The sequence below is a fragment of the Mucilaginibacter sp. AK015 genome (genome assembly GCF_014200785.1).
GTDB lineage: Bacteria > Bacteroidota > Bacteroidia > Sphingobacteriales > Sphingobacteriaceae > Mucilaginibacter.
In genome coordinates, this window is sequence record NZ_JACHCV010000001.1 from 476,112 (window position 1) to 501,034 (window position 24,923).

The 24,923-nt window shown below is 46.1% G+C and carries 24 protein-coding genes; 12 read left to right on the top strand and 12 right to left on the bottom strand.

What is annotated here, in order from left to right; genetic code table 11:
• Positions 1-2: 2 nt before the first annotated feature.
• Both HDC91_RS01960 and HDC91_RS01965 read left to right on the top strand, forming a co-directional pair.
• Positions 3-1,376 (top strand): sigma-54 dependent transcriptional regulator, encoded by a 1,374-nt coding sequence (locus HDC91_RS01960; protein WP_183547984.1) that lies wholly within the window; start codon positions 3-5, stop codon positions 1,374-1,376.
• The gene (locus HDC91_RS01965) at positions 1,360-2,658 is read left to right on the top strand and encodes a PAS domain-containing sensor histidine kinase (RefSeq protein ID WP_183547986.1); all 1,299 of its coding nucleotides are present in this window, start codon (positions 1,360-1,362) and stop codon (positions 2,656-2,658) included. The genes HDC91_RS01960 and HDC91_RS01965 overlap by 17 nt, the downstream gene beginning before the upstream one ends.
• Here the strand turns inward: HDC91_RS01965 and HDC91_RS01970 are convergent.
• Both HDC91_RS01970 and HDC91_RS01975 read right to left on the bottom strand, forming a co-directional pair.
• Positions 2,655-3,389 (bottom strand): heavy-metal-associated domain-containing protein, encoded by a 735-nt coding sequence (locus HDC91_RS01970; RefSeq protein WP_183547988.1) that lies wholly within the window; start codon positions 3,387-3,389, stop codon positions 2,655-2,657. The genes HDC91_RS01965 and HDC91_RS01970 overlap by 4 nt on opposite strands.
• A 79-nt stretch (positions 3,390-3,468) precedes the next feature.
• A complete protein-coding gene (locus tag HDC91_RS01975; protein WP_370576783.1) occupies positions 3,469-4,029 on the bottom strand; it encodes a helix-turn-helix domain-containing protein in 561 nt (186 codons plus the stop codon).
• Between the two features lie 94 nt (positions 4,030-4,123).
• Between HDC91_RS01975 and HDC91_RS01980 the strand changes: the two genes are divergently transcribed.
• A complete protein-coding gene (locus tag HDC91_RS01980; RefSeq protein ID WP_183547990.1) occupies positions 4,124-4,966 on the top strand; it encodes a phytanoyl-CoA dioxygenase family protein in 843 nt (280 codons plus the stop codon).
• Between the two features lie 28 nt (positions 4,967-4,994).
• Here the strand turns inward: HDC91_RS01980 and HDC91_RS01985 are convergent, their stop codons facing one another.
• The 4 genes from HDC91_RS01985 to HDC91_RS02000 form a co-directional block, all read right to left on the bottom strand.
• Positions 4,995-5,333 (bottom strand): TfoX/Sxy family protein, encoded by a 339-nt coding sequence (locus HDC91_RS01985; protein WP_183547992.1) that lies wholly within the window; start codon positions 5,331-5,333, stop codon positions 4,995-4,997.
• A 1-nt stretch (position 5,334) separates the two neighbouring features.
• Complete coding sequence (locus HDC91_RS01990) at positions 5,335-8,370, bottom strand: GH92 family glycosyl hydrolase (RefSeq protein ID WP_183547994.1); 3,036 nt, start codon at positions 8,368-8,370, stop codon at positions 5,335-5,337.
• Positions 8,371-8,567: 197 nt separating this feature from the next.
• Positions 8,568-9,347, bottom strand: coding sequence for an amidohydrolase (locus HDC91_RS01995; RefSeq protein WP_183547996.1), 780 nt, complete (start codon positions 9,345-9,347; stop codon positions 8,568-8,570).
• 59 nt (positions 9,348-9,406) lie between these two features.
• Complete coding sequence (locus HDC91_RS02000; protein ID WP_183547998.1) at positions 9,407-10,552, bottom strand: methionine aminotransferase; 1,146 nt, start codon at positions 10,550-10,552, stop codon at positions 9,407-9,409.
• A gap of 372 nt (positions 10,553-10,924) precedes the next feature.
• On the opposite strand from HDC91_RS02000, the gene HDC91_RS02005 reads away from it, so the two are divergent.
• From HDC91_RS02005 to HDC91_RS02025, 5 genes are all read left to right on the top strand, one after another.
• Positions 10,925-11,893, top strand: coding sequence for an ABC transporter substrate-binding protein (locus HDC91_RS02005; RefSeq protein ID WP_183547999.1), 969 nt, complete (start codon positions 10,925-10,927; stop codon positions 11,891-11,893).
• Positions 11,893-12,759, top strand: coding sequence for an ABC transporter permease (locus HDC91_RS02010; RefSeq protein WP_183548001.1), 867 nt, complete (start codon positions 11,893-11,895; stop codon positions 12,757-12,759). The genes HDC91_RS02005 and HDC91_RS02010 overlap by 1 nt, the downstream gene beginning before the upstream one ends.
• Positions 12,756-13,505, top strand: a complete 750-nt coding sequence (locus HDC91_RS02015) for an ABC transporter ATP-binding protein (protein WP_183548003.1) — start codon at positions 12,756-12,758, stop codon at positions 13,503-13,505. The genes HDC91_RS02010 and HDC91_RS02015 overlap by 4 nt, the downstream gene beginning before the upstream one ends.
• 35 nt (positions 13,506-13,540) lie before the next feature.
• Entirely contained in the window at positions 13,541-13,789 is a 249-nt protein-coding gene (locus HDC91_RS02020) for a hypothetical protein (protein ID WP_183548005.1), read from the top strand.
• A 259-nt stretch (positions 13,790-14,048) separates the two neighbouring features.
• On the top strand, positions 14,049-14,570 hold the full coding sequence (locus HDC91_RS02025) for a hypothetical protein (RefSeq protein WP_183548007.1): 522 nt from the start codon (positions 14,049-14,051) through the stop codon (positions 14,568-14,570).
• A gap of 46 nt (positions 14,571-14,616) precedes the next feature.
• On the opposite strand, the gene HDC91_RS02030 is transcribed toward HDC91_RS02025, so the two are convergent.
• Positions 14,617-15,927: a sorbosone dehydrogenase family protein gene (locus tag HDC91_RS02030; protein ID WP_183548009.1), complete on the bottom strand. Its 1,311-nt coding sequence runs from the start codon at positions 15,925-15,927 to the stop codon at positions 14,617-14,619.
• Between the two features lie 230 nt (positions 15,928-16,157).
• Here HDC91_RS02030 and HDC91_RS02035 point away from each other — a divergent pair, with 230 nt between their 5' ends.
• The gene (locus HDC91_RS02035) at positions 16,158-16,955 is read left to right on the top strand and encodes a hypothetical protein (protein ID WP_183548011.1); all 798 of its coding nucleotides are present in this window, start codon (positions 16,158-16,160) and stop codon (positions 16,953-16,955) included.
• 78 nt (positions 16,956-17,033) lie between these two features.
• Here the strand turns inward: HDC91_RS02035 and HDC91_RS02040 are convergent, their stop codons facing one another.
• Both HDC91_RS02040 and HDC91_RS02045 read right to left on the bottom strand, forming a co-directional pair.
• On the bottom strand, positions 17,034-17,984 hold the full coding sequence (locus tag HDC91_RS02040; RefSeq protein WP_183548013.1) for an aldo/keto reductase: 951 nt from the start codon (positions 17,982-17,984) through the stop codon (positions 17,034-17,036).
• Between the two features lie 12 nt (positions 17,985-17,996).
• Positions 17,997-18,221 (bottom strand): hypothetical protein, encoded by a 225-nt coding sequence (locus HDC91_RS02045; protein ID WP_162432462.1) that lies wholly within the window; start codon positions 18,219-18,221, stop codon positions 17,997-17,999.
• A 201-nt stretch (positions 18,222-18,422) separates the two neighbouring features.
• Between HDC91_RS02045 and HDC91_RS02050 the strand changes: the two genes are divergently transcribed.
• Both HDC91_RS02050 and HDC91_RS02055 read left to right on the top strand, forming a co-directional pair.
• The gene (locus HDC91_RS02050) at positions 18,423-19,349 is read left to right on the top strand and encodes an MBL fold metallo-hydrolase (protein WP_183548015.1); all 927 of its coding nucleotides are present in this window, start codon (positions 18,423-18,425) and stop codon (positions 19,347-19,349) included.
• A gap of 25 nt (positions 19,350-19,374) precedes the next feature.
• Entirely contained in the window at positions 19,375-19,617 is a 243-nt protein-coding gene (locus tag HDC91_RS02055; RefSeq protein WP_183548017.1) for a DUF3820 family protein, read from the top strand.
• Positions 19,618-19,754: 137 nt separating this feature from the next.
• On the opposite strand, the gene HDC91_RS02060 is transcribed toward HDC91_RS02055, so the two are convergent.
• The 3 genes from HDC91_RS02060 to HDC91_RS02070 all read right to left on the bottom strand — a co-directional run bounded on the left by HDC91_RS02060 (position 19,755) and on the right by HDC91_RS02070 (position 24,231).
• Positions 19,755-20,639 carry a bifunctional 5,10-methylenetetrahydrofolate dehydrogenase/5,10-methenyltetrahydrofolate cyclohydrolase gene (locus tag HDC91_RS02060; protein WP_183548019.1) on the bottom strand — a complete coding sequence of 295 codons (885 nt, stop codon included), beginning with the start codon at positions 20,637-20,639 and terminating at the stop codon, positions 19,755-19,757.
• Between the two features lie 101 nt (positions 20,640-20,740).
• Positions 20,741-22,528, bottom strand: coding sequence for a translation elongation factor 4 (gene lepA / locus HDC91_RS02065; protein ID WP_183548021.1), 1,788 nt, complete (start codon positions 22,526-22,528; stop codon positions 20,741-20,743).
• Between the two features lie 80 nt (positions 22,529-22,608).
• The gene (locus HDC91_RS02070) at positions 22,609-24,231 is read right to left on the bottom strand and encodes a hypothetical protein (protein WP_183548023.1); all 1,623 of its coding nucleotides are present in this window, start codon (positions 24,229-24,231) and stop codon (positions 22,609-22,611) included.
• Between the two features lie 125 nt (positions 24,232-24,356).
• Between HDC91_RS02070 and HDC91_RS02075 the strand changes: the two genes are divergently transcribed.
• Positions 24,357-24,881 carry a DinB family protein gene (locus HDC91_RS02075; RefSeq protein WP_183548024.1) on the top strand — a complete coding sequence of 175 codons (525 nt, stop codon included), beginning with the start codon at positions 24,357-24,359 and terminating at the stop codon, positions 24,879-24,881.
• Positions 24,882-24,923: the final 42 nt, after the last annotated feature.

Below are 24,923 nucleotides of genomic sequence, written 5' to 3' on the forward strand. Positions count from 1 at the left end.
ATATGATCCTGGTTATTGATGATGACATTGCTGTACGCACCTCGCTGCTGCTGCTGCTGAAAAGCCAGAAGTATGAAGTAGCTGGTGCCGAAACACCCGCCGAAGCGTTAAGGTTGGTTAGTGATCACAAGCCCGAGCTGATCATCCTCGACCTTAACTTTTCGATCAGCACATCAGGCGAGGAGGGTATGGCTTTGCTGGCGCAGATCAAAAAGACAGAACCGGCAATACCCGTTATATTAATTACCGGCTGGGGCAGCATAGCCCTGGCCGTACAGGGCATGAAACTGGGCGCCAACGATTTTATAAATAAACCCTGGGATAACGGCCACCTGCTGCAATCGGTAAAAACGCTGATAGACCTGCAGGATAAAACGGAGGTGAGCCGTACCCGCAAACAGCTGGATAAAGAATATAACTTTCAGCACATTATTGGTGAAGACCCGCGGATGCTGCAGATATTGGAAACCATTGGCCGTGTTGCCGGTACTGACGCCTCCATATTGATAATGGGCGAAAGCGGTACGGGTAAGGAGCTGATTGCCGAAGCGGTGCACCAAAACAGCCTGCGCGCCAATAAGCCTTTTATTAAGGTTAACCTGGGGGGTATTTCCACCTCACTTTTCGAGAGCGAAATGTTTGGCCATATACGCGGTGCCTTTACCGACGCCCGCTTTGACAGGGTTGGCCGTTTTGAACTGGCTAACAAGGGCACTATTTTTTTAGACGAAATAGGCGATCTGGATGCGGGCAGCCAGGTAAAATTACTGCGCGTATTGCAGGATAGGACATACGAGGTATTGGGCAGCAGTCGCACCAAAACAGTTGATGTAAGGGTAGTTTGCGCCACCAATAAAAACCTGAACCAAATGGTGAGCAGCGGCGGTTTCCGCGAGGACCTGCTGTACCGCATAAACCTGATCACTATTACACTGCCATCGCTGCGCGAACGACCGGGAGATATACCGCTGCTGGTTAACTTTTTTATTAACAATCTTAAACAGATATACAACCGCCCTGCGCTAACGGTATCAAAAAGCGCCATGAAGTGGCTGCAGCAGCTGCCTTTGCCCGGTAACATACGCCAGTTAAAGAACCTGGTAGAGCGCTCTATCCTGGTAAGTAAGGGCAACGAACTGGATATTGATGATTTTAGATCGCAACTGGAACAAGCGCCCGCCAAAAAAGGCGATGCAAGGGTACCGGCCGTAGGTACCATTACGTTAGAAGAAATGGAAATTGAGATGATAAAAAAAGCTATGCTTTATCATAAAAATAAGGTGGCTAAGGCAGCTACGGCCCTGGGCCTTACCCGCAGCGCGTTGTACCGCCGGTTAGATAAGTTTGAGATACCTTACGATGAAGCTGAGGACTAAGTACATCCTGTTTGTTACCATATTACACCTGCTAACGCTGGGGCTTACCTTTTACATTTTTGACAAGGACAGGGTTTTCTTTATCATATCCGAGGTATTTATAATTGTATCCTTAGTAATAGCTGTTAATTTATATGGACAGCTGATACGCCCTATAAAAATGCTGTTGCAGGGCATAGAGGCACTGAAGGACCGCGATTTTAATGTGAAATTTTTACCTACGGGCAAGCACGAAGTAGACCAGCTGATAAACGTATATAACCAAATGATAGACGAATTAAGAACCGAGCGAACACAACAGGAAGAACAGCACTTTTTCCTGGAGAAGCTTATCTATACGTCGCCAACCGGTATCATCATTCTGGATCACGACGAGCGTATACAACAGTTAAACCCAAAGGCGCTGGCAATATTGGGGCTTGATGAAAAAGAGCTTATAGGCAATAACATCAATGAGCTGCAGCACCCGCTGTTTAAACAGGCAAAGCTGCTTAAAGCCGGCGAAACCATAACTGCAAAGCTAAGCGGCGTAACCACTTATAAACTTCAAAAATCGCACTTTATAGACAGGGGCTTTCAGCGAAATTTTATAATGATGGAAGAACTCACCGCCGAAATACTGGCCGCAGAGAAGAATACTTATGGCAAGGTGATACGCATGATGGCGCACGAGGTAAACAATACCATTGGCCCGGTTAATTCTATTATCCAGTCGGCATTAAAAAGCGGTGAATTATGGCAGCACGAACCCGACAGCCAGCTGAACAACGCTTTGCAGGTTGCTTTTGACAGAAACCAGAACCTTAACCACTTTATGCGAAACTTCGCCGACCTGGTGAAGCTGCCGGATGCTAATAAAAAACAAACCGACCTGAACCACCTGCTAAACTCGGTTATAGAGCTGATGCAGATAAAGGCGCATGAACGGCAGATATCGTTGGTATACCATCCCACTGAACAACCGCTTATAATTATGGCCGATGTGCAACAGATGGAACAAGCGCTGATCAATATCGTAAAAAACGCTATCGAAGCTATTGAAAATGATGGCGTTGTAACTTTTACGGTTGATGCCCGCGGCCGTAAACTAACCATAACCGATACAGGGAAGGGCATCAGCAACGAGCAAAGCACGCAGCTTTTTACGCCATTTTACAGCACCAAAAGAGATGGGCAGGGCATAGGGTTAACCTTGGTGCGCGAGATAATGCTTAATCACGGCTTCAAATTTTCGCTGAAGACCATCGCTGAAGGCCACACTGATTTTACCATCCATTTTTAAAGCATTGCAAGCATAACCGCACTCATGGCTATCATTAAAGCGTCTTCAATAATGGTAACGGTGCTCATAGGAAGGTTAAAAACCGCGCCCAGGCAGGCACATTTTATCTTGCGTTTGTTTAGTACGCTTTGCAGCACACCAATTATACTTACGCTCATTACTACGAGTGTTATAATGTTGGTAATAAGTGGGTTAAAGTTTATAGCGTAGGCTACACCCAATGCCAGTTCGATAAATACATAGATGTAGCCCCATGCCCTTATCTTTTTTGCTACAAGATCGTACATGGCATAACTCTCCGCGAAACCGGCGATATCAAGCATTTTAAAGAATGAGAACACCAGGAAGAAACCGCTCATAAATATGCGCATGCCTGCCATCCAGCCAATGCCAAAAGTAGCTGAAACCAACACCGAAAGCAGCGATATATAGCCGAATATGAGCAGTACAGGCTTATAAGTTTCCCAAAACGAACGCTTGTCCTCATCATCCAAACTAAATGACGGTACAGGGGCATGGTGCTGCGCTTCCGTTAGGGTATATTTAGGGTATGGTGCCAGTGCCGCTTGCAGGGTTTGCGTATCTACATGCCGGCTCATGCTAATGTCGGCTTTGCCTTCTGCCAGGTTGATATTCACCCCGGTTACTTCCGGAACGCCTGATAACAATGATTGTACTTTTGCCTGGCAACCTGTGCAGGTCATGCCGGTTATATTATACGTATGTGTCATGATATTTAAATTTATAACACAAAGGTACCAACAGGGCTGCGCGGAGACGTTACATAATTACTGGAAAGACTTATAACATTTACAGGTCTTCGATGTTGCGGCGCTTATTTTCTTTTAAAGCGCGGTAAAACGTAGGCGTAAGGCCGGTTTGTTTTTTAAATTGAGAAGAGAGATAAGCCACGCTGCTATAACCAAGCTGGTTTGCAATTTGCGATAAGGTGAGTTCGTCGTACATCATCAGCTCTTTAACCTTCTCAATTTTTTGGGCGATAAAGTATTTCTCGATAGTGGTACCTTCCACTTCCGAGAACAGGTTGCTGAGGTATCCGTAATCGTAGTTTAACTGCGTGGAGAGATATTCAGACAAATTCAGGTTCAAAAATTCATCAGTATGGTGGATCAGGGTAACTATCGCGTTTTTTATTTGCGCTATGATCCGGCTTTTGCGATCGTCTATGATCTCGAAACCCAGTAACTTCAGGTTATCATTCAAATGCGCTACAGCTGTTTTATCCGGCTCGTCGCTTAGGTCTACTTCGCCCAATTCTACCGATACAGGGTGCAGACCGGCTTTTTCAAGTTCGGCCTTCACTACCATTTTGCAACGGCTGCACACCATATTTTTGATGTAGAGTTTCACCGCGCTAATTTAGTTATTTAGCAATTGCCCCCTAATGCGGTATGGTAATTTGACAAATACTTGCTTAAATTTACCTGACCAGTTAATACAAATTATGGCAAATAAACCGTTATCCGCGCAGCAAATAAGCGATTATCACCGCGATGGCTACCTCATAGTGAAGGACTTTTGTTCGGCTGCCGAGGTCGAAAAGCTGTACAGCACCGCCCTAAATGACGATGCCATGCGCAAGAATGCGCTCGACCTGAACGACCAGAGCGGCAAAAAAACCCGCTTATCGCTATGGTTTACACCCGGTAATGATGTGTTTGGCTATTTAACCCGCAGCCAAAAGATGATAACACCCGTTAACCAGCTGCTGGATGGCGATGCACCGGTTTGCCATTTCCATTCAAAGCTGATGCAGAAGGAGCCGAGGGTAGGCGGGGCCTGGGAGTGGCACCAGGATTATGGCTACTGGTACAAGAACCAGTTTATGTTTCCCGACCAGTTGATGAGCGTTATGGTAGCGCTTACCAAAGCAAATAAAGAGAATGGCTGCCTGCAGGTAATAAAAGGGTCGCACAAGTTAGGGCGGGTAAACCACGGTTTTGCCGGTGAGCAGGTAGGGGCCGATATGGTGATGGTAAACAACGCCCTGCAAACCATGCCACTGGTATATTGCGAACTGCAACCCGGCGATGCGCTGCTGTTCCATAGTAACCTTTTGCACCGGTCAGAAGCAAACTTATCTGACGGGCCTCGCTGGTCAGTAATTTCCTGTTATTCACGGCAGTCGAACCTTGCTTACAACGAAACCTCCACCTCGTGGAAAACACCCGTAGATATTGTGCCCGACGAAGCCATTTTGGAGTGGGAGGCCGGTTCACTTTCCAATAACGATTTCCTGGCAAAAGAGAATGATCCGGCGCTTAAAGAAACCGGCTGGGAAAAGTAAAATTTCGCCAGAAAAACCCGGAAAAAAGTCAAATTTTTTTAAGTTTTTTCGCTACTTTATTATATCTCAGCGAAGCATTTATCCAGTAGTCGAAATCTCCACTTTTTCGCAAAAATTCTTCCTCAACATACACGTAACCTTTCATAGTCCGGGCGCCCATCTTCATGGTACTTGCGCCTGGTTTTTCTAAGGCTGTTTCAAATTCATCCGGGCCTACCCGGCACAGCAGGTTGGCGTTGCGTACGCAGATGCACATCTTATCATCAACCATAAAACACAAGCCGCCAAACATGTGCTTTTCAGTTACGTCGCCAGCATCTATTAAGGCTTGGCGAACCCGGTTTGCTTGCTTTTCATCATAGCCCATATTACTCTACCGTTATCTCGTCTGCAAAGATATATGATGGGCTGCCTTTGCTTTCGTGCCATTCAGGTAAAGCTCCGTACTGCTTGGCTATCAGTTTTATATACCTTGCTTTTTTGTTTATCTGCGCGGTAAATTCCTGGGTTTGCACGGTAAGGTCTTTTACGTCAACCTTAGTATTTACGGTTGCGGCAAGCTTGTAGTTTTTGCCATCGTCAGATATCCAGTACTCAACTTTTGGCGGGAAAATTATCCACGACCGTGCGTCCTGTAAGGTACCGATGCTTACCTGCTTAACCGGTTTTACCTGGCCCATATCGATAATAGCTTCCAGGTCTTTATTCTGGTAACCCTGCCAGTTGCCTAAGCGCCAGTTAGCAGTGCCATGTATGCCGTTTATCAGGGTTTCATCGCCCTGCGCGGAATAGTTCGGCAGGTATTTATTGATCAGCGTAAGCTTGATGTCGCCGCGTATTTTGGTGAACTCTGCCTTGTCTACAAAACTGCTTTTGCCGTCTTTAACAGCTATCGCCTTAACAGTAGTATTAACCATTATTGCGATAGGTTTGGTGTATGGGGTGGAGTTTTCGGTCGGGGTGGTACCATCCAGCGTATAATAGATCTTAGCGAGGCTGTCTGCGCAGGCTATTTCAACTGTAATAGACTGTTTAAAAGTTTTCGTACCCGATATGATATATGGGTTAGGCACGATCAGGTCATCCGTTATTTTCGAGGTTGGTTTCTCCAGTTCCTGCATAAACAGTTTATTGGCAAGCCTGCCTGTAAACACCTCAAAATCACCGCCTTTTTCAACATCTTCGTAGTTGATGTACAACTTGTTGTACGGCTTTTTATTAAGGTTCATGCCTTGTACATAAAAATTACCTCGACCAACCGTAGCACCCGGGTTGCTGATGGTAAATTTCTTGCCATTCTCCAGATTGATAACCATTTTCTCGAACTGCGGTGTACCTATCTGGTATTGCTGCTGCCCGGGGGCAATATTATATATCCCCAGCGAACTCATTACATACCACGCCGACATTTGTCCGCAATCCTCATTGCCGGATAATCCGTCGGGTTTGGCGCTGTACTGTTCGCGCAATATTTTGTTTACATAATACTGCGTTTTATCCGGGGCATCGGTAAAGTTATATAGGTACGCAATATGGTGGCTTGGCTCGTTACCGTGGGCGTACTGGCCAACTAAACCGGTCACATCATCCTGCTGGCGACCGCTTAAAGGAGCGTTGGTGCTGAACAACTCGTCCAGTTTAGTTTCAAAACCAGCCTTACCGCCCAGGCTTTTTATTAACCCCTCAAGATCCTGCGGTACTAAAAAGCTGTATTGCCACGCGTTACCCTCGGTGTAATTGTTATTGATCTCGGTGGGTTCGAATGGTGTGTACCAGCCGCCGTTATCCCTGGCCTGCATAAAACCGTTTTGGTTATTATGCACGTTTTTCCAGTATTGCGCGCGTTTTATGTATTCGGCGTAATCCTGCGGTTTGTTCAGCATTTTGGCCATCTGGGCTATACACCAGTCGTCAAAAGCATAATCCAGCGTTTTAGAAACCGACTCGTGCTCCACATCGGCGTTTACAGCGCCCGTTTCGCGGTAGTTATCCAGCCCAAACTGGTTGCGGTTTACAGCGGCTTTCATGGCGGTAAAGGCTTCTTCGGCGTTAAAATCGCGTATGCCCTTTGCATAGGCGTCTACAATAACCGGTATAGAGTGGTTGCCCACCATGCAATAGGTTTCGGTAGTTGCCAGGGGCCAGATAGGCAGCAACCCGCCTTGTTCATAAACCGCTAAAAAGGTTTTTATAAAGTCGGAAGTACGTTTTCGGTCAATCAGGTTTAGCAGCGGGTTTTCGGCGCGGTAGGTATCCCACAACGAAAATGCTGTATAGTAGTTGAACCCGTTTGCGGTGTGGATCTTTTGATCCAGCCCGCGATACTGCCCATCCACATCGTTGTAAATACTTGGCGCAACCATGCAATGGTACAGTGCAGTATAAAACATGATCTGCTTTAACTTACCCATATCAGGCACTTCCATCTGTTTCTTTTTAGGCACAGGAACGCGATAACCGTAAGGATTATATATGGAATTAGCCTGTTTTTGCTGCGCGAGGGGTGGCGCACCCCCTTCAACCTGTATTTTTGAAAGTTCCTCGTTCCAGGCGAATTTTGTCGCCTTTAATACCTTTTTAAAGTCGAAATCGGGCATTTCAGTATCGAGATTTTTCAATGCACCCTCAGCGCTTACTGACGAGATGCCAACCTTTGAAATAACCGTACCCGGATCGTCAAAGGTGATGTACATTTTTATGTTTTTGCCTAGCACCTTGTTCTGGCCCTGCTGCACCTGATCGTTCAGCGCTATACCATAGGTTTTAAATGGCTTGGAGAACTTGGCGTAAAAGTACAGGTGCTGGTCGGTAGCCCATGATTTTGATCGGCGGAAACCCCGTATCTCGTGGTCGTTAACAACCTCTATCCACGAATCGAGCACCTCGTCGCGGTGTTGCAGGTCGATGATGATATTACCGTTCGGGGCGCCGTTATAATCATATTTATGAACACCTACGCGGGTTGTGGCGGTTAGCTCAACATCTATATTGTATTTATCAAGTTTGGTAGCGTAGTAGCCCGGGGAAGCGTCCTCGTTCTTTTTTTTAAAGCCCGAGCGGTAGTCAGTGTTTTTTAGCTGTGGTTGGCCGGTGGTCGGCATAAATAATACATCACACAAGTCGGCTATACCGGTACCGCTTAGGTGCGTGTGCGAAAAACCGTAAACCAGGCTGTCGGTATAATGGTATCCGGAAACGCTGTCCCAGCCTTCCAAACGGGTATCAGGACTTAACTGTACCATCCCAAAAGGGGCAACCGCCCCGGGATAAGTATGACCGTGCCCACCGGTGCCGATAAAAGGGTCGACAAACTGGGTAACATCCTTCTTTTTCTTTTGTGCCGATGCATTAAAAGCCACAAACACGCACAGTACAATAACAACACCACGAACGATCGATCTCATTTACAAAACATTTTTTAGCTAACGCAAAATAGCAAGATTTATTGAGGAAGGAAAGGGGAGATTGATTAACTCCGAGGCATGGTCACCAGCCGTCATTACGCGTAGCAAAGCTACAAGGCAATCTCTTTATGGAAGATATAAAACGGTCCTAAAGAGATTGCTTCGTAACTCGCAATGACGCGGATACGAAAGATGGCCTAATCCTTTATTGTAAACCTCTCCGCATCCTTTAAAAAAGGCAGGGCGCGGCGGGCTTTTTTCACCTCGTCACCAATGATAGTAAAGGTGTATACGTCTTCTTCATCGCGTTTGTAGTAAACCACATTACCGTTCGGGTCTATACAGGTTGAGTCGCCGGAATGGTACACCTCGTTGCCATCGTGGCCTACGCGGTTCACGCCTATCACATAGGCCTGGTTCTCAACAGCGCGGGCAGGGATAAGCGTGCGCCAATGCAGGGCGCGTTTTTCGGGCCAGTTGGCTACTATTAGCAGCAGGTCGTACTCTTCATCAACATTGCGCAGCCACACCGGGAAACGCAGGTCGTAACATATCATCGGACATATCTTCCAGCCGTTCAGTTCAACTATTAATTTTTTGCTGCCCGGCGTATAAACGGTATGTTCTTTACCTAAAGCAAAAAGGTGGCGCTTATCATATTGCTCGTAAGTGCCGTCGGGGCGCACCCAAAGCAAGCGGTTATAAAAATTCCCGTCTTCTTTGATGATAAGGCTGCCTGTAACTACGCAATCAAACTTTTGCGCCGTCTTCTGCATCCATTGCATGGTTTTGCCACCCATAGGTTCGCCCAACGTGTCGGCATTCATGGTAAAGCCGGTATTGAACATTTCAGGCAGGATGATAAGATTTGTCTTTTCGCGTATGTTGGATAATCGCAACGAAATATTTTGCAGGTTTTTATCGGTGTTTTCCCAAAACAAATACCCCTGGTATACCGTAATTTTCAGATTATCCATATATAACGTGCGTTTTAACGTGCAGGCAAATAAATTTATACGTAAATATTTCTATAAGGTTAAACCTTTATCAATCTATCAACGGCTTTATCAAGTGTTTCTTGCCTTTTAGCGAAACAAAATCGTAAAACATGCCTGTCGAGCCCTTTTCGGTAAAATGCCGACACAGGTATGGCCGCCACGCCAATCTCTTTTGTTAAACGAATAGCAAAATCGGTATCCTTTTCGTCGGTAATGGCGTCATAAGTTACCGATTGGAAGTACGATCCTGAACAAGGCAGCAACTGAAAACGACTTTGCTCCAATCCGCGGCGAAAGTGATCGCGCTTTTGCTGAAAAAAGCCCGGCAGGTCAAGATAAGTGTTCTCATCCTTTATATATTCGGCAATGGCATATTGCAACGGCGTGTTTACGCTGAACACCAAAAACTGATGTATTTTTCTAAATTCCTGCATCAGGTAAGCCGGGGCAAGGCAATAACCCACTTTCCAGCCTGTTGCATGAAATGTTTTCCCGAACGATGCCACAATAAGGCTTCGTTGTTGCAACTCGGCGTACCGGGCCATACTATGATGCTCCTGCCCGTCAAACACCAGGTGCTCGTAAACCTCGTCGCTTAAGATCAGTATATCCTGGTTCTTAACCAAAGCGCTTAATTCGTCAATATCCTCGCGGCTTAAAATAGTAGCGGTTGGGTTATGCGGCGAATTCAGGATGATCATTTTTGTTTTATTGCTCACCAGTCGTTTCACCATATCCCAGGCAATGCGATAATCGGGCGGTTCAAGCTCAAGGGACTTCACAACGCCACCCATCAATTTAATAGCGGGCGCATAACAATCGTATGCCGGCTCAAACATGATCACCTCATCATTAGGGTGTATTAGCGCGCTAATAGCCGTAAATACGGCCTGGGTACCGCCGGCGGTTATGGTTATCTCGGTATCGGGGTTATATTGCGCACCATAAAGCTTTTCGGTTTTCACGGCGACCTGCTCGCGCAGGGCCATAACGCCGGCCATTGGGGCATACTGGTTATGCCCGTCGTCCATGGCTTTGTGTACCAGTTCTATTAATTGCGGTGAACAGGAATAATCAGGGAAACCCTGCGATAGATTTATAGCGCCGTACTCGGCAGCCAGGGCCGACATGGTAGTAAATATGTTGGTGCCGGTTTGGGGTAGTTTAGAAATAACGGGTATCATGCAGGGGCTAAATTAACCAAAAAAGGCTGCAAGGACTAATTGTTTATAAAATGAATTAGTTTGTACTTAATTAATTTTCCAAAGGCGTCGGCATTTATTGGGACGCTACCGCCCAATAACCAGGTTATTATCCTTGTTTTTATCTTCAGATCTGTGCGGGTTAGCTTAAAGTATTCCACCGGTAAAAGGCTGATGTAGCTGATGGTTTTATCCTTATCCCTGGTTTCGTAATTGTATTCGTTACGCAGGGGGCTGTACTCCGTTAAAGGTTTTCGCCATGTAGATGGTGAATGCCATATTTATTTAATCTGCTCAAGACGACGTTACTACTTATCGTTTTTCTTTTTTGTGTTGATTACATAACTTAGTAGCATGAAATTTCTGCGTGGCCTGTCCTTATTTGTAGCAGTTGTTGTAATAGCTTCCTGCTCATCATCCAACAAAAACAATGTGCCGGTTGTGGGTTTTATTGATGCTTTTGAGGATGCCACCATATCGCAGGCAAAAAATGGTTTTATTGATGCTTTAAAGCAAAACGGTTTCAGCGAAGATAAAAAGAACGTAAAAATTGAATACCGCAACGCGCAGGGAAGCATACCAACGCTTACCCAGATAGTAAATTATTTTATAGCCGAAAGGGTAGACCTCCTGGCAACATCAACCACCCTATCAACCGTTGCTGCCATACAAAAAACCAAAACCATACCTATCTTCCAGATGGTGTCGCCAACGCCGGAGAGAATGAAGGTGATAGCCGACGGAAAAGCACCGGCAAACCTGTTCGGCACTATGGAAGAGCTGAATTATATTGATACTTCGTTCGCTATTATTCCAAAACTGCTAAAGCCCAAAGGCACACAGTTAACCATAGGCATGATCTATAATCAGTCGGAGCCGCAATCAACCGATGCTCTGCAGCGTATACAGGGCCTTGCGGCCAAACTTAAGGTAAAGATCATCGCGCTGCCGTTAAATTCGTCTGCAGATGCGCTGCTGGTAACGCAATCACTGTTAAATAAGAATATAGACGCTTTTTTTGCCAATCCCGATAACACCGTATTCGCGGCGTTTGAAACCATTCTTAAAAGCTGCAACGAGCATAACGTTCCCATATTTACGAGCGAGGCAGGTTTGGTGCAGCGCGGCGCGGTAGCTGCTTTTGGCGCCGATATTTACCAATGGGGGTATCAATCGGGCGTACAGGCCGCGCAGTATTTAAAAAAACATAGCACTGATGGACTGAAATTAGAGATGGTCAAAATAAGAAAACGTGTGTATAACCCGGCTGCCGCCAAAAAATATAACATTAATATTCCCGCTGATTTTGAAGCCGTAAAATAATGGATTTTTACTTAACCGCTTTATTACAGGGGCTGTGTTTCGCCGGCATTGCGTTCGGTATTTATATTTCCATGAAGATATTTAACATCCCGGATATTACCACCGATGGCAGCTATACACTTGGCGGGGTGGTAACAGGGGCTATGCTTACGCATAACCAACCGGGTTATATTATTTTGCCCGCTGTGCTTTTGGCCGGGGCATTAGCTGGTGCGGCTACAGGCATTATTCATACCAAGCTAAAAATAAACGCCCTGCTTGCTGGTATTTTGGTGATGTATGCGCTTTACTCTGTTAACCTAACCATACTTGGCCGCTCAAATTTACCTTTGCTAAGCCTGCCAACCGTATTTTCGGCGGTAAAGTTGGTTACCGATGTCAATCAAAATTCACTCTTTATTTTAACAGGATTTGTTTTGATAGTGGCCCTGCTGATGGGTTGGCTGTTAAAAACAGATTTCGGCATTGCCATGCGTGCCACAGGCAGCAGCGAACCCATGATACGCGCCCTTGGTGTTAATACCGACCGTATGAAAATTACCGGGTTGGCGCTTGCAAATGCCCTTACAGCTTTAAGCGGTTACCTGGTGGTTCAGCTGCAGGGCTTTGCGGATATCAATATGGGTATAGGCATTGTAATATTAGGGTTAGGTTCGGTTATTATTGCGGAAACTGTTATCAACTGGCTGCAAACAACATCGGTATGGCTTAGCCTTGTATTAGTGATGGCAGGCGCGGTGATATTTCAGTTTGTGCTGGCGTTTACACTTGAGATTGGGGTAGATGCCAACTTGCTTAAACTTGTCACCGCCGTATTTGTGTTGTTGATAGTGGGCTTACCGCGTTTAACGGGGAGGCGGATATGATACAGTTAAGCAACGTTCGTAAAACATTTAACACCGGCAAACCTAACCAGGTAACAGCGGTAAAAAACATTGACCTTGATATCAACGCCGGAGAATTTGTGGTGATAGTGGGGGCAAATGGTTCGGGCAAAACAACGTTGCTAAACCTGTTAGCAGGTAATATCCTGCCGGATAGCGGAACAATTACCATTGATGGTCAAAATGTTACCCGCCTGCCCGAATATAAGCGCAGTAAGTGGATAGCCCGTATTTTTCAAAACCCGCTAACAGGTACTGCCGCCGACCTTAGCATTATAGATAACTTTCGTTTGGCTGCACTGCGCACGCAGCCAAAACGTTTATCGATAGGTAAAAATGAACAGTTTAAAACCTTGGTGCGCGATAAAATTGCCACGCTGGGCATGGGGCTCGAAAATAAAATAGAACAGCCCATTGGCACGTTATCAGGCGGGCAACGGCAGGCACTTACTTTATTGATGAGCGTAATGGATACCTGCAAGATATTGTTGCTTGATGAACCTACCGCCGCGCTTGATCCGCGATCTGCGGAAAATGTGCTGCGGATAGCTGATAACCTGATCAAAGAATACCGGCTTACTGCCATACTGGTTACGCATAATTTAAAGGACGCGGGCAGCTACGGGTCGCGTATTATACAAATGGGCGAGGGGATGATTTTAAAGGACGTAGCAGGTGCCGATAAGCAAAATTTAAAGCAAAATGAGTTATACGATTGGTTTGGATAAATAAATGGCAAAGTAATTGCATTGCCATTTATACTATGAAGAACACAACATTTGAAAATATATTTGACGCTTACCAGTTAGTAAGCGGCGCGAAAATAAAATCTAAAAACTACGACGAAGTATACGAGTTGGGCCAGTATGATGGCAACAAACGCGGCTACACCCTGTATGCCTACGAAGATGGCGTACGCTTTGACGATTTCAGTGTCATAATTTCAGAAAACGAACTGATGAACAATTACCTGATAGAAAAGGGTAAGGGTAACCAAGCAATAGCAGCCTAATTAAGCTGGAAGCTTTTGCGCTTGCGCGATTTTGATATTTCTCTCAATATTAGTACTTTCGCCACAAATAATAAAAACGATGCTATTAAACAACTCAACCTGCAACACCCCTAAGCGGCCCTTTGGCATGCTGCAGAAGAGCTTTGCATCAAGGATCCAACTCTTCTCTTAGTATACCTGGTAACACAGGACAACAACAATTTATTTTTACTGAACAAACACCTAAGGCGAATGCCTATAGGCTACTTATTTGAATTTTATGGACACATATTATACTATTGAAGAGAAATATTTACAGGCTGTGGAAGAGCTGTCGTACGGAGAGACACCCAAAGCCTTGAATTTACTTAACGAGCTGATCGCTAACGATCCGTTTTATGCGCGTGCGCATTTCCAGATCGGTAAAATATATTATTACGACTTAAAGGACTATCAAACCGCAGGTTACCACTTTAAAACCTGCATGGAAATTGACCCTGCGTTTTCTGATAATTATTGCCACTACCTGAGCCTGGTTGTATTTTTAAAGATGGACAAACACGTGAAACATATTGCGTTAGCCGCATTGCGTACGCCGGGTGTTAACCCGTCAGATATCCATGAACTGCTGGGTTTATATGCAGAAAAAAACAAAGACTGGGATAAAGCTTTGAAGTCGTATCACCAGGCTTATATGGAAGCGACCACAAAAGAGCAGCTCGAAAGCACCGAGGAGAGCATAGGCCGCGTTAAACTAAAAATGCGGCAGGGTATTGCCTACCAATATACGCTCACCGGATAATAACAAAGGCCTCGCATAGAGGCCTCTGTTATGCTATAATGATCCGCTATTTTTTGTAGCTGATCTTATAAATCGTGCCCTTAGAGTCATCGGTTACATAGATAGAACCATCCGGGCCTTGTGCCAAACCGCAGGGGCGGCGTTCTGCATTACCTTTAGCAGTGTTCTCAGCCGACCCTGAAAAGCCGTCGGCAAATACTTCCCATTTTCCATCAGGCTTGCCATTTTTAAACGGCTGAAAAACTACATAGTAACCCGCTTGCGGCTCAGGCGCGCGATTCCACGAACCGTGGAAGGCTATGAAAGCGCCGTTCTTGTACCTTTCAGGAAATTGGCTGCCGGTATAAAACAACAAACCGTCGGGCGCAAGGTGAGCAGGGTATGCGGCAGCGGGGTTTATGTATTTGTTATTAGGGTCGCCGTCTTTTTTACCATCGCCGCCATACTCCGGCGCTAATATCTTTTTCTTTTGGTTTTGATCATAGTAAATATAAGGCCATCCCGCGTTATCACCTTTGTTAATGGCATACATACATTCGGCAGGTAAATCGGCCGATTGTTTAGTAGTAAACATAGCTGGGAAGATATCGTGCAACGCGTCACGGCCATGCTGCATTACAAAAAGCTGGTTATTCTGTTTGTTCCAGTCCATTCCAACCACATTACGCAAGCCTGTAGCGTAGCGTACACCATCTTTATAGGTCTGGTTCAATCTGTCGGCTTTAAACTGCCATATACCGCCGGCCGAATCAAGTATAGGGCAGCCCGGCTGGCCCATCGAGCCTTTCTCACGGTCTTTAACCTGGCACGAGTTAGAGTAAGCGCCGATGTTAACATACAGATTACCGGCATCGTCCAGCAAAATGGCTTTCGCCTCGTGCTCGCCGCGGTTTAAAAGGCCTTTAACAACGGTTTCGGGCTTAGCGCCTTCAGCAACCTGGTTTTTATCGTTTAATTTATAACGGTATACATCTTCGTTTGATGAGGCATACAAGTAACCATTTTTTATGTAAATGCCGGTACCTTCAAAGTCGCCGAAGCTTGTTTTTACTTCCGCTTTACCATTATTTTCATGCAGCATTAAAATCCCCTTACCATTTTTAGGCTTGCCAAGCTTTACAAAAATATCGCCCTGGGGCGATACCGCAATGTGGCGTGTACCGCCAAGGTTTTCAGCAAGTATTGTTGCGTTAAACCCCGAAGGGAGCGTTAAACCGGCTGATGTGGTAGCTGCAGTATCTGCTGCGGGTGCAGCACTGTCTGATTGCGTTTTCGAGCTATTGTCGGTACAAGCATTAAACAATACAGTGCCAGTCAGCGCGGCTGTAAGTACAAATTTAAATGATATGTTTTTCATTAGTATAAGTGTTAACAGTAGGTGTTTAAAGGTATGGGCAATTGCCCGAATATGGTTATTAACTATTTTAGTATACAACGTATGCGGCAATCTGTTTTGTAGAAATATCGTTACAGCGCATTATTAAGTAAACATGTAACCATCCCTTTAAGCTACGTCAATAATATTATAACATTCCCTGTTAAACTATCGGTTACCCCTGCCGTCATAGAGGTATAAATTTTAAGGATATGAAAAAGTCAGTTTTACTATCAGCAATATTATTTGGGGGCTTATTTTACAACAGCGCCCAGGCACAAATTTCGGTGCATATCGGATTGAATATCCCCGTACGCCGGGTGTATGTACCGGCCCCGCCGCCCCAACCCGTTATGGTGTATGATACCGATGAGTTTGACGATAGCGACGATTATTACTACCTGCCCGAAGTAGAGGCGTATTACAGTGTGCCAAGGCATTGCTACTACTACCAGGATGGCGGCAGGTGGATATCTGCAGCCTATTTACCCGGCGCTTACCGTAATTATGACTGGCGTACCGCCCGGCGATATGAAATAAGGGCGCGCAGGCCATACATGCGCCACGAGCAATACCGCAGTAAATGGGGTGGTAACTACGACCGCGGCAATTGGAGCTGGAACCGCAGGGATAACAGGGATAATAACAATTACGCAGGCAGAAGATACGATAACAACCGTAATGACTGGAACAGGGATAACAACCGTAACGATTGGAACAGGCATAATGAGCGTAACGACTGGAATAGAAATAACAACCGTAACGACAGGCCGCAAGGCGGATTTAGCCAGCCCAATCGAAATCCCGGTGGCCAGGGAGGCTATAACCAGCCATCGCAACCTGATCGCAATAATGGTGGCGGACGTGGCAGTTGGGGCAGGGATCAGCAACAGCCGACCAGAAACGGTAACCACGACCGCGACAGAGACAGCCGCGGCGGTAATGATAATTTCAAATTTGCATCAAGCAAAGGCGGTTTTGGCCAGGGCCATCGCCAAACCAGGTTTTAAAATAACCGCCTCAATATATATAAAAGCCATCCCGGTAACTTGTGGATGGCTTTTTGTTTGTTATACCCCGGCATGTTATCAGTAACTGCTCGCCGTGGTTAACAGTTCAATAGCCTCGGCGCCCAGATCAAGCCGGGCTGCTTTAGCCAGGTCGTTCAGTTGCTGTATACTGGTGGCGCTTGCAATAGGGGCAGTTATCCCCGGCCTTGCCATAACCCAGGCCAACGCAACGCTTGCAGGCGTGGTATTGTATTCTTCTGCTACTTTATCTAAAGCTGCTAAAATTTTATAACCACGGCCATCAAGGTATTTTTTTACACCAGCGCCGCGTTTGCTTTTACTCAGATCATCTTCTGAGCGATACTTTCCTGTAAGGAAACCGCTGGCCAGCGAGTAGTAGGTGATTACGCCAACGGTATTTTCCCTGCATAACGATTCGTATTGCCGCTCGTAGTCCTCCCGGTCGTATAAATTATACTCGGGCTGTAAGGTCTCGTAACGGGCCAAACCGTTATCCTTGCTTACCTGTAAAGCCTCGCGAAACCTGTCTGCACCGTAATTTGATGCGCCGATTGTTCGTACTTTTCCTTGCTTTATGAGGTTATCAAAAGTCGCCATCGTTTCGGCCAGTGGTGTGCCCGGGTCATCCTCGTGAGATTGATAAAGGTCGATATAATCTGTTTGCAACCGCCTCAATGAATCTTCTACGGCACGGGTAATGTAATTTTTCGACAGGCCTTTTTTTCCATCGCCCATTGGTTTACCCACCTTCGTGGCCAGGATTATTTTATCACGCTTGCCACCCTGTTTTAGCCAGTTGCCAATGATGACTTCAGATTCGCCGCCGGTATTCCCCGGCACCCATTTTGAGTAAACGTCTGCCGTATCAACAAAGTCGAAACCGGCATCAATAAAGGCATCAAGCAAAGAGAAAGAGACCTTTTGGTCAACTGTCCATCCAAATACATTTCCGCCAAAACAAAAAGGCGCTACCTGTATGCCCGACCCTCCTAATTCACGCTTTTCCATATCCTTAAGTAATTATAAAGAACCTTTTACCTGCTCCGCCAGTTCGTCCACCCATCCCGAAAAGAATGGTTCCGATCCTCCTATGCGTTCCCAGTTGCCATGTTCGTTGCGGGCAATGGTAAGCTGCAGGCTTCCGTCAAGAGCGTTAAATTGGTATATACCATTATTAATTTGTGTAACTATCCCGTTAACAGGGGTGTCAGAACCGGTAAGCACCGCTTCAAATTGTTGTTCCATAATGTAAGCTGTTTATATTTTTAACACTGCTTTACGCTTTGTGTTTGGACAGGTTTTAATTATAGATCACCGACCATTTGCGTGAAGGAATTGCAAGGGTATAGCCCCGCAGCCACGCTTTTTTATTTAATGAATAACTGAAACTATTGGTATTGCCTAACTGTTGATATAATAAACAATTAGTATTAAAATAACTATAATATGAAATATTTCCAGGTAGCACAAGGTGTATGGGGGATGCGCATTTATTTAGTAAACGTTTTTATGATAGCCAACAGGCGTGGCGCCGCCAGGGGATGGGTTTTGGTTGACGCCGGCATTAAGGGCGCTGCCAGCAAGATAATTGCTATGGCCGAAGCTTTGTTTGGACCGGGTACAAAGCCAGCCGCCATAATACTCACTCACGGCCACCCCGATCATACCGGCGCGCTGTCTGAGTTATTAAAATATTGGGATGTGCCGGTATATGCCCATCACATGGAGCTGCCTTATTTAACAGGGAGATCGGCATACCCGCCGGCCGACCCGGAAGTAGGCGGGGGGCTGATGTCGTTAATGTCGTGGATATGGCGTACAAAACCACTGAACATTAGTCGCAACATTCGCGAAATTGACCTGTACGACGGCATCCCCGAGTTGCCCGAATGGAAGGTGATACATACGCCCGGGCACACGCCGGGGCATATCTCGCTATTTTTCCCGTTGAACACCACCCTGATAGCCGGCGACGCGTTTACCACTACCGAGGCAGAATCAGCCCTATCGGTACTAACTTATCATAAAAAGGTAAGCGGCCCGCCAAAGTATTTTACCACCGATTGGATAGCGGCGGCAAAATCTGTACGGAAGCTGGCCGCCCTGCAGCCCCGTATCGCGGCAACCGGCCACGGCGGCGTAATGCGCGGTAAAGAACTATCTGCCGGCTTAAACCTCCTGGCTAACCGTTTTGAAAGTATTGCAGTGCCGCAAAGTGGCCGGTACGTTGGGCATGGCGCCGTAGCCGACGAAAATGGCGTACGTTACATACCACCTTATACGGGTACTTTAAAACGTAATGCGGCCGTTGCCGCCGCGGCTACCATACTTGGTTTTTTACTGGTGCGTAAAGCGGCAAAGGTGTGGGGGTAAGCATATATTATCCTAACTTTACCGTGTGGAAAATATAGTGCCCGACCCGCAGATATTAATTGACATTGTAAACACCCGCATGCCCTTCGGCAAGTATAAAAATACCCTGCTTTGTGATATGCCTATCAGTTACCTGGAGTGGCTGTACAAAAAGGGCTTCCCGCCGGGTAAGCTGGGCATGATGCTGAGCACTGTTTTTGAGATAAAAACCAACGGTGTAGACCAGATACTATGGCAGATAAAACAGCGGTACGGTGGCCGTAGATAGGGATGGCCTATAGCATTTATTCAATTTAGGCCTGTTAAGGAGCGGCTGGTGAAGTCACGGCTTAAGAAGTGAGGGTAGGAGCATAATAATCTCCGTTCAACCACTGCTTAATTCTCCCGGGAAAGCAATTTAAACATTTACTGCTGGTAAACCTCTTTATTAGCCGAAGCCAGCGTGTTTTTCAGTAAACCGATAATGGTCATCAAGCCCACGCCGCCGGGCACAGGGGTTATCCATGAGGCTTTAGGGGCAACGCCTTCAAAATCCACATCTCCGTACAGTTTAAAGCCCGATTTGGTTAGGGTCGAGGTTTCCCGGTTCATGCCCACGTCAACCACTACAACGCCATCCTTAACCATATCAGCGGTAATAAAGTTCTTCTTGCCAATGGCTACAATGAGGATATCGGCGTCAAGTGTGAATTTTTTTATATCCGGTGTGCGGCTGTGGCAAATGGTAACTGTGCAGTTACCTGGCGTTGTGTTACGTGCCATCAGTATACTCATGGGCGAACCCACAATATTGCTGCGACCCACCACTACACAATGCTTTCCCACAGTATCAATACCGTATTCCTTAAGCATCAGCGTAATTCCGTAAGGGGTTGCAGGTATAAACGACGGCAGGTTGCGCTGCATACGGCCCAGGTTTACCGGGTGAAAACCATCCACATCCTTACGGTAATCAATTCGTTCGGTTACTTTTTCAGGATCGATGTGTTTAGGCAGGGGAAGCTGAACGATAATACCATCGATATCTTTATCAGCGTTTAATTCGGCTACCTTAGCAAGCAATTCTTCCTCGGTAACATCATCCTCATAACGCACCAGCGTTGATTTAAAGCCCACTTTTTCGCAATTCTTCATCTTGCTGGCAACGTAAGTTTCGCTGCCGCCATCATGGCCAACCAATACAGCGACAAGGTGCGGTTTACGGCCCGTGCGCTCCAGTATTTTAGCTGCTTCATCAGCTATTTCTACCTTTAAGTTTTCTGATACGTATTTTCCGTCGAGTAACTTCATATGACCCCTAACCCCCTGAAGGGGGAACAATAGTTTGTATGTTTATATAATACCCAATCCCGAATGCTTTTCAAAAGCTCCCCCTTTAGGGGCTGGGCGGCTTAATCTAACTTCAATACCGCCATAAACGCACTCTGCGGTATCTCCACGTTACCCACCTGGCGCATGCGTTTTTTACCGGCTTTTTGTTTCTCTAATAGTTTACGCTTACGCGATATATCACCACCATAACATTTGGCGGTAACATCCTTACGCATTGCCTTAACCGTTTCGCGGGCAATGATCTTGGCGCCGATAGATGCTTGTATAATGATCTCGAATTGCTGGCGTGGTAAAAGCTCTTTCAGTTTTTCGCAGATCTTTTTGCCAAAATCGTAAGAATTACTGCGGTGGATAAGGGATGAAAGCGCATCCACAGGTTCGGCATTTAAGCGTATATCCAGCTTTACCAGGTCGCTCTGGCGATAGCCTATCTGGTGATAATCAAACGAGGCATAACCTTTTGAAATGGTTTTCAGCTTATCATAAAAATCGAATACGATCTCGCCCATCGGCATTTCAAAAACCAGTTCCACACGGTCGGAGGTAAGGTACGATTGATTGACGATCATACCCCGCTTTTGTATACAAAGTGACATTACCGGGCCTACGAAGTCGGACTTTGTAATAATAGTAGCTTTAATAAAGGGCTCCTCTACAAAATCGATCTTGCTTGGATCGGGCAGGTCCGAGGGGTTGTTCACCAGCAGTTCCTTGCCTTTGGTATCGTGCGCTATGTATGATACGTTTGGCACGGTGGTGATCACCGTCATGTTAAACTCGCGCTCCAAACGCTCCTGAATGATCTCCATGTGCAGCATTCCCAGGAAACCGCAGCGAAAGCCGAAGCCTAACGCTGCAGATGATTCCGGTTCAAATACCAGTGATGCGTCGTTTAGCTGCAACTTTGCCATTGATTCGCGCAGCTCTTCGTAATCCTCGGTATCAACCGGGTAGATGCCTGCAAACACCATCGGCTTTACCTCTTCAAAGCCTTGTATGCCCTGCTCGCAAGGGCGGTCGATAGTGGTGATGGTGTCGCCAACCTTTACTTCACGCGCTTCTTTTATACCAGAAATGATGTAACCCACATCGCCGGTCTTTATAACATCTTTTGGTAATTGTTTAAGCTTTAGCGTACCCACTTCATCGGCGATGTATTCCTTTTCGGTAGCTACAAATTTTACCTTGTCGCCTTTTTTGATCTCGCCGTTAACCACTTTAAAATAAGCGATGATGCCGCGGAAAGAATTAAATACCGAGTCGAATATTAATGCCTGCAGCGGTGCGGCGGGATCGCCGACAGGGGCGGGTACACGCTCTACAATGGCGCGCAAAATATCATGCACGCCCAAGCCCGTTTTGCCCGATGCAGCTAAAATCTCTTCACGTTTGCAGCCTATCAGGTCAACAATCTGGTCTTTAACTTCTTCGGGCATGGCACCAGGCAGGTCCATTTTGTTGAGTACCGGGATAATTTCCAGGTCATTCTCTAACGCCAGGTACAGGTTGGATATAGTTTGCGCCTGTATGCCCTGTGCGGCATCCACAATAAGCAATGCACCCTCGCAGGCTGCTATTGAGCGCGATACCTCGTACGAAAAGTCGACGTGACCGGGGGTGTCTATCAGGTTCAGGATATACTTTTGCCCGTCCAACTCATAATCCATTTGTATAGCGTGGCTTTTAATGGTAATGCCGCGTTCGCGCTCCAGGTCCATATCGTCAAGCAATTGCGCCTGACTTTCGCGCTGGGTAATGGTATTGGTATATTCTAATAACCTATCGGCAAGGGTGCTTTTGCCGTGGTCAATGTGTGCTATGATACAAAAATTACGTATGTGCTTCATTCAAGCGCAAAAATAACTTTTTAAGCGGATAAATTGGTATCTACTTATCAATTAGGTATAAGGATACTAAACAAGTTTACTTACGGGGCCGCCTGCACAAAAACCGGCGTTTCGGTAGCTTTAACAGTTACCTTGCCCTTTACCGTGCTCACGCGATTGCTGTGCATGGTATCGGCGCCGGGTTTAAGGGTATAAATTGTGGCGTGTTTAGCATTGCCAAGGTCTAAAATATAATCAGCGGTACGCCCTTTCTGCTCAGGCACGGTAAGCACATATATTATGTTATTACCCTGTTGATATTTGTCTACCAGCGGGTCGGCATTAATGGTGCCTTTATAAATATAATTTCCCATCAACGTTGTTGTTTGCACTATATAATCGGCAGCGGGGCGGCGTTTTGTACCTTCGGCCAGACCGGATGTAGCATATTGCTCAGGATCATTGGGTGTGGCATCAAACAACTGGTAAAAGAACAGTCGTTTAATACCATGGCGGGCATACATTAACGATGAACGCAGAACCCAGTCAGCCTGGGTTATCAATGGGCTTTTATTACCTATTGGTGGCGCGTGCTGATAACTTTGCTGATTTATATCGTAGCCTGTTTCGGTTACCCAAACCTCTGGTTTATTCTTTAGCCCGTTTGCCAATCTTACAAAATCATCTGCTACCTTTCCCGAAATGGTAAGCTCGGGCGCAACACCAGTGGATGCGCGCTGATGGGTAAAAATATCGCCGTCGTTTGCATAAAGGTGGTAATTGATAACATCGAAACATAGGTTTATGCTACCGTCTGCTTTAAGGCCGCGATTAACTTTGCACCATTTTATCATCCGCTGCACGTAGCTAACATCGGCGGTAGCCAGCCCGCCCATTACTACGATCATATTCGGGTCAGCTGTTTTTACCCCGGCGTTATTGCCCAGCGTACCTTTATGCCCGTCGTAAAAGGCCGACATATTGGCCGCATACTCCTCGGGGGTTTGGGTTGCTTTATCGCCTTTCCACCAGCGGTCAGGCTCGTTGCCGCATTCTATATATTTTATAAGTCCCAGGCCAATTTTAACATTGTTTACAGCGTCGTTGGTCCAACGGGCCCGATTGTCAACCTTTACCAGCGAAGGGTTTACGTTGGCATTTGAACCGTACCGTGCAGCAAACTGAAAAGCGGTACGCGCTTGTACAACATACGATGCAGGCAGCGAACGGTCACCCCCATAATTTGCAGGTACATTCTCGTCGTCGCGTTCATCGGCAGGGTAGGTGTTCATCATCCAAACAGGCAGGTTTTTGATGTCGGCCAAAACCATTATGCCCTCCTGCTTGCAGCGACTGTAAATTACATCGTAGTACCAGCTGCCATTATTGGTGGGGTTATAGGTATAATTACCCGGGGTGTTTTCCAGTTTGTTCCAGTTAAGATAGTGCCTTACGGCGCTGAAGCTTTTAATGAGCGCCATGTTTGCCTCATAAATATGGCTTCGGTCGTTGGGAGCGGCCGGATTTTCCAAAAAATTCCATTCATAGCCATTCACCCCGAACATATTTTTAAGGGGAGTTTTGTTGCTATCGATACCGTTGGGTTTTTGCGAATTGATAATTGCGACAGTATCTTTAACCGTTTGTTTATTACTTTGTACATCGCAACGCGAAAATCCAAGCATTGCTGCCAATACGGTGCCAAACAATATACGTGTCTTCATTCAGTATCAGCACTTAAGCTTTTGTTCAAATATATCTGCTTTGTAACTGTAATTATAATAATTGTTTTAAAGGGGATTATTTAAAGCAAACCACTACCTTTAGTACTCTTTTAAATAACCTTATTATGAAAAAATTATCATTTGTTATTGCCTTATTGATCATGGCCGGGAGTTCGGCTTTTGCACAGATCACCAAAGACCAAACCGTTGCCGAGTGGACGCGCGCTAAAGCTTATACCAAAGCCTATCTTGATGCTATGCCTGCCGACGGCTTCAGTTTTAAAGCAACACCCGAAGTGCGCACATTTGCCCAGCAATTTTTACACTTAGCGGATGCCAACTACTTTTTTATTGCCACCGCAAGCGGAAAAGAGAGCCCAATGGGTAAAGGGGTATCGGTTGAAAAAACGGTAGCGCAAACCAAGGAGGCGACCACAAAAGCTGTAATGGACAGCTATGATTTTGCCATCAGCACCTTACAGGGTATGACTGATGCACAATTTCAGGAAGAAATTGCCATGGGTACCAGAAAAGCAACCCGTGGTGTATTATTGGCTAAGGCGTTTGAGCACCAAACGCACCACCGCGGGCAGGCAACTATTTACCTGCGCTTAAAAGGTGTAACCCCACCGCCCGAGATGCTTTTTTAAAAAAAGAACTTTAATTGAAAATGCCATCCTGCTTACGGGGAT